At 54.6% G+C, this 3,262-nt stretch carries 3 protein-coding genes; all 3 read left to right on the plus strand.

What is annotated here, in order from left to right; translation table 11 throughout:
- Positions 1-613 (plus strand): transposase (locus GBM95_RS11370; RefSeq protein ID WP_152159201.1); only part of this gene is annotated, 613 nt, incomplete at its 5' end.
- A 185-nt stretch (positions 614-798) separates the two neighbouring features.
- Entirely contained in the window at positions 799-1,083 is a 285-nt protein-coding gene (locus GBM95_RS13200; protein WP_404817502.1) for a hypothetical protein, read from the plus strand.
- A 496-nt stretch (positions 1,084-1,579) separates the two neighbouring features.
- Positions 1,580-3,184, plus strand: a complete 1,605-nt coding sequence (locus GBM95_RS11380) for a DEAD/DEAH box helicase family protein (RefSeq protein ID WP_152159203.1) — start codon at positions 1,580-1,582, stop codon at positions 3,182-3,184.
- The last annotated feature ends 78 nt before the right edge of the window (positions 3,185-3,262 follow it).

The following is a 3,262-nucleotide window of genomic DNA, read 5'->3' on the forward strand; positions in this document are numbered from 1 at the left end:
CGACGGGCACTACCGGTGCATCTCATACCTGCCGATCTTTGTGGCGATCAACGGCGTTCCTGCGTTTGTGCAGAATGCCCCGGGCGCAGCGAATGGCGCAGCGCTCTGCCTCATTCACATCCGCCGGCTGATTCAAAAGCTCAGGGAAAGCTTCCCCGGCGCAAAAATTCTTGTGCGCGGCGATACCGGCTACAACAACGCCGAGCTCATCAGAATCATTGTCGAGGAAGGGGTGAGCTACATTCTGGGCTACAACGTGCGCCCGAAAGACCTGAGGACAAAACTCTTCAGGCATATTGCCGAGGAGTACTCCTCAGACCCGAATAGCAGGATTTGCATGGCGAAGGAAATTCTTAAGGAGATCCCGCTGACCGGACTATTTGATGAAGTGAAGCCTCCAAAGCGCCGCCGCAAGCTCACCAGCACGACGGCAGGCAACAAGTTCCGCTGCTGCGGTTTTTCCATAACTATCAAGCAAAAACATGGAAAACACCCCGGACGGTGGTGTACCGCCTGCAGTTCAGCGATCAGTACCAGGACGTTGATGCCCGCTTCATTCAAACAAACCTTTCGATTGAAGAAGCCCGGGCCTTCGCCAAAGGCCGCGGCCTGAGAAAGTACCGCGCGCTTCCCGATGAGAGCTTCGAGCGGGACAAGGCGAATGCCGAAGCATTCATTGAAATTTATGAAGAAATTTTCTGCTCCCGAGGTGAGGATGAGCGACTCAACTGCGAATGGAAGTCGTCGTGCTGTGCCGCACGCTGCAGTCTGAACGGCTTCTTCGTCAACTCGCTGCGCATGACAATCACGCTCGTCGTCATGCAGATCATGGAGGAGCTTCGGCACGCTCTGCTCAGGCGCGAGCAGCCGCATAAGCCCTTGAAGAAGCGGCGCAGCCGAAAGCGGAATACGACGCGCGCGCACTGCGCTGAAAAGCGCCGCTACGGGCCGACGATCCGGCTCATCCGCCAGTTCCTCATCTGCGTACCGGCCAAGGTCCGCGAACTGCAGACCCGCATTGTCTTCGGCCTGCCGCCGATGCCGGAAGCTTGGCAGCGCCGTTTTGAAATCCTGATGGAATAGCCCCTGATGGAGCGTCCCCGACTCGCTGTCAACTCGGGGGTAAGGGGGGGTTGTATCCGCGGCGCGGATTTCTGGATGCTAGATGCGATTCATTCTCAATTAGACCGCGGAGACTGGAGCTCCGCGGCCAGGTGAAATATCAAGGCTAATTGTGCCTATATTGTGTAAATTTCCACTAAAAACAGCATAAACTGCCAATTTTTAGACTGTAAACAACCGAATGTATGTGTTTGGTCCGGATTTTCCGGTTGCCGTCATAAAAATTGGCACTTGCTCAGACCTTCCTTAAAGATTCGGGATATTCCTCAATCCCGCAACTCACATTGTCTCGGTACGACATTTATCGACGTTTACTGTGCAAGCATCGGCCTAGAGCCCCGGTAATTCCAAGTGCCGCCAATATAATTTCCGTTTCCGTCTCTCTCAAAACTCCTTTGGCATCAAAGCCATATTGACGGAACATCAACCCTCTGTTTTCCCCACTCTCCGCTCTTTCATGCAGTCAGACCGTACCCCCGCTACCTCCGCCCTTGAACGAGAACAAATCTGCAGCGTCCTGCGCTATGCGAAGGAAGTCCACCAATGCATCAATAAGCGCAGCTTCAATATTGATGCGCGTTCGAGCGACTGCGAATGCCTTTACCTCGACAGCATTGACGATTCGCTTGAGGGCATTGATATCGGCGGTCCCGAAGACGACTTTATTCTGAAAGTCACCGCCCCCGTCATCCCCGCATTCCCGGAGCCCGCGCCGATTCTTATCGATTGGCTGGTCGGTGAAACGCAGAACGAGGACTGGACGCCGGACGACAGCCTGAGAGAGAGGATGCATCTTCCGATTTCCCGGTGCACGCCCCGCGACCTTTGGAAGGCTTCTGAAAGACTGGGACTGCCTGCAGATCTCCATGGGACTTACGCCCTCGTTTCTTTTGAAGATGATCTGGTTCGCGTGGATGAGTTCAGAACATGGTCGAGAAATAAGAAGACGACTCTGCCCAATGAGCTTCTCCGATGGGTGGACACAGAATCGAGGCAGCCTGTTGAGCAGCGCTACCTCCCGGTTGATGAACTGAACAGTGCGGAACGCAAGGCTTTTGAAAAGCGATTTGTTGAACTTTCGAAGGCTTCAGCCGCCAAGAGGCAGAAACACAGCACTGATTCGCAGCCGCTCCTTCTGCCCGGCAAAACGCCTGAAATCCTCTTCAGCGACGATCCTGCCCGGCAGCTTGCGTTGACGAAGTGGCTCGCCGAGCGGCAGGAATGGCTCAAGCAGACTCACGACGCCAACATCGTGATGGATCTCTACCTGAAGCTTTACGAGCTCAGGACCCGCCTGAGCGACTCCAATCTGCGCGATGAGATCGTCCTCGGAAACTACATCCTTCAAACTGCAGCCACGCTCGAAGCGGACATCAAGTATCCGCTTCTTTGCCGCACGCTCGTCTTTGAACTCGGCGCAAACGCCAAGAGCATTGAACTAAAAGCCGATCTTGCCGCACAGTCGCGGGTTCAAAACGAAGTCTTCACGGCGCTTCCTACAAAATTCTCTATTAATTTCAATGCTGTTCAAGATGTCGTCAAGGATCCGCAGATCAATGAAGCGGGGCTGGAATTCGCCACAACAGATCATTTCCAGGCGAGTTTTGAAGCGCTGGCCAATCGCCTTGCGCCGAAATCGGCCTGGTCAGAAGATAAGAATCACCTGCCCTTTAATCAGGGAATGCAGGTTGCAATTTATCCCCGCCCGGTCCTTCTCTATCGCAAAAGGCTCCTGGGCGTCGGTCAGGCGATCAGCAACATCATCGATGCGATTCATGACCAAGTCATCGACCCTCCTGCCGCGCTCAAGAGCCTCGTCTGCCCGTCTTCCCTGGATGAAAGCCTTTCGAGCAAGCCGCTTCCGGATCTCAATGAACGCATTGCACGCGCTGCCGGCGAAAGCCAGCAGATTCTGCTTACGGAAGCCGCCAATGAGGATCAGCTCCGAATTGCTCAGATGCTGAGCGAAGGCAAAAACGTCATCGTTCTCGGGCCTCCGGGCACGGGCAAAACCCACACCATCGCGAATCTGATGGGAGATCTGCCGGTGAATGTCAAGTGAGCTTTCGCCGATTTTGTTCTTAAAAAGTAGGTTGTAGTCTGAGCTCAGTGAGGGCTTTGCCCTCTCCGCCTTCGGCGG

This window comes from Sutterella seckii, from assembly GCF_009183815.1.
GTDB classification, from domain to species: Bacteria; Pseudomonadota; Gammaproteobacteria; order Burkholderiales; family Burkholderiaceae_F; genus Sutterella; species Sutterella seckii.

Bases quoted from the DNA above. Each gene is read 5' to 3' on its own strand.
- GBM95_RS13200 (WP_404817502.1), top strand. From the start codon at position 799: ATGACAATCACGCTCGTCGTCATGCAGATCATGGAGGAGCTTCGGCAC.
- GBM95_RS11380 (WP_152159203.1), top strand. From the start codon at position 1,580: ATGCAGTCAGACCGTACCCCCGCTACCTCCGCCCTTGAACGAGAACAA.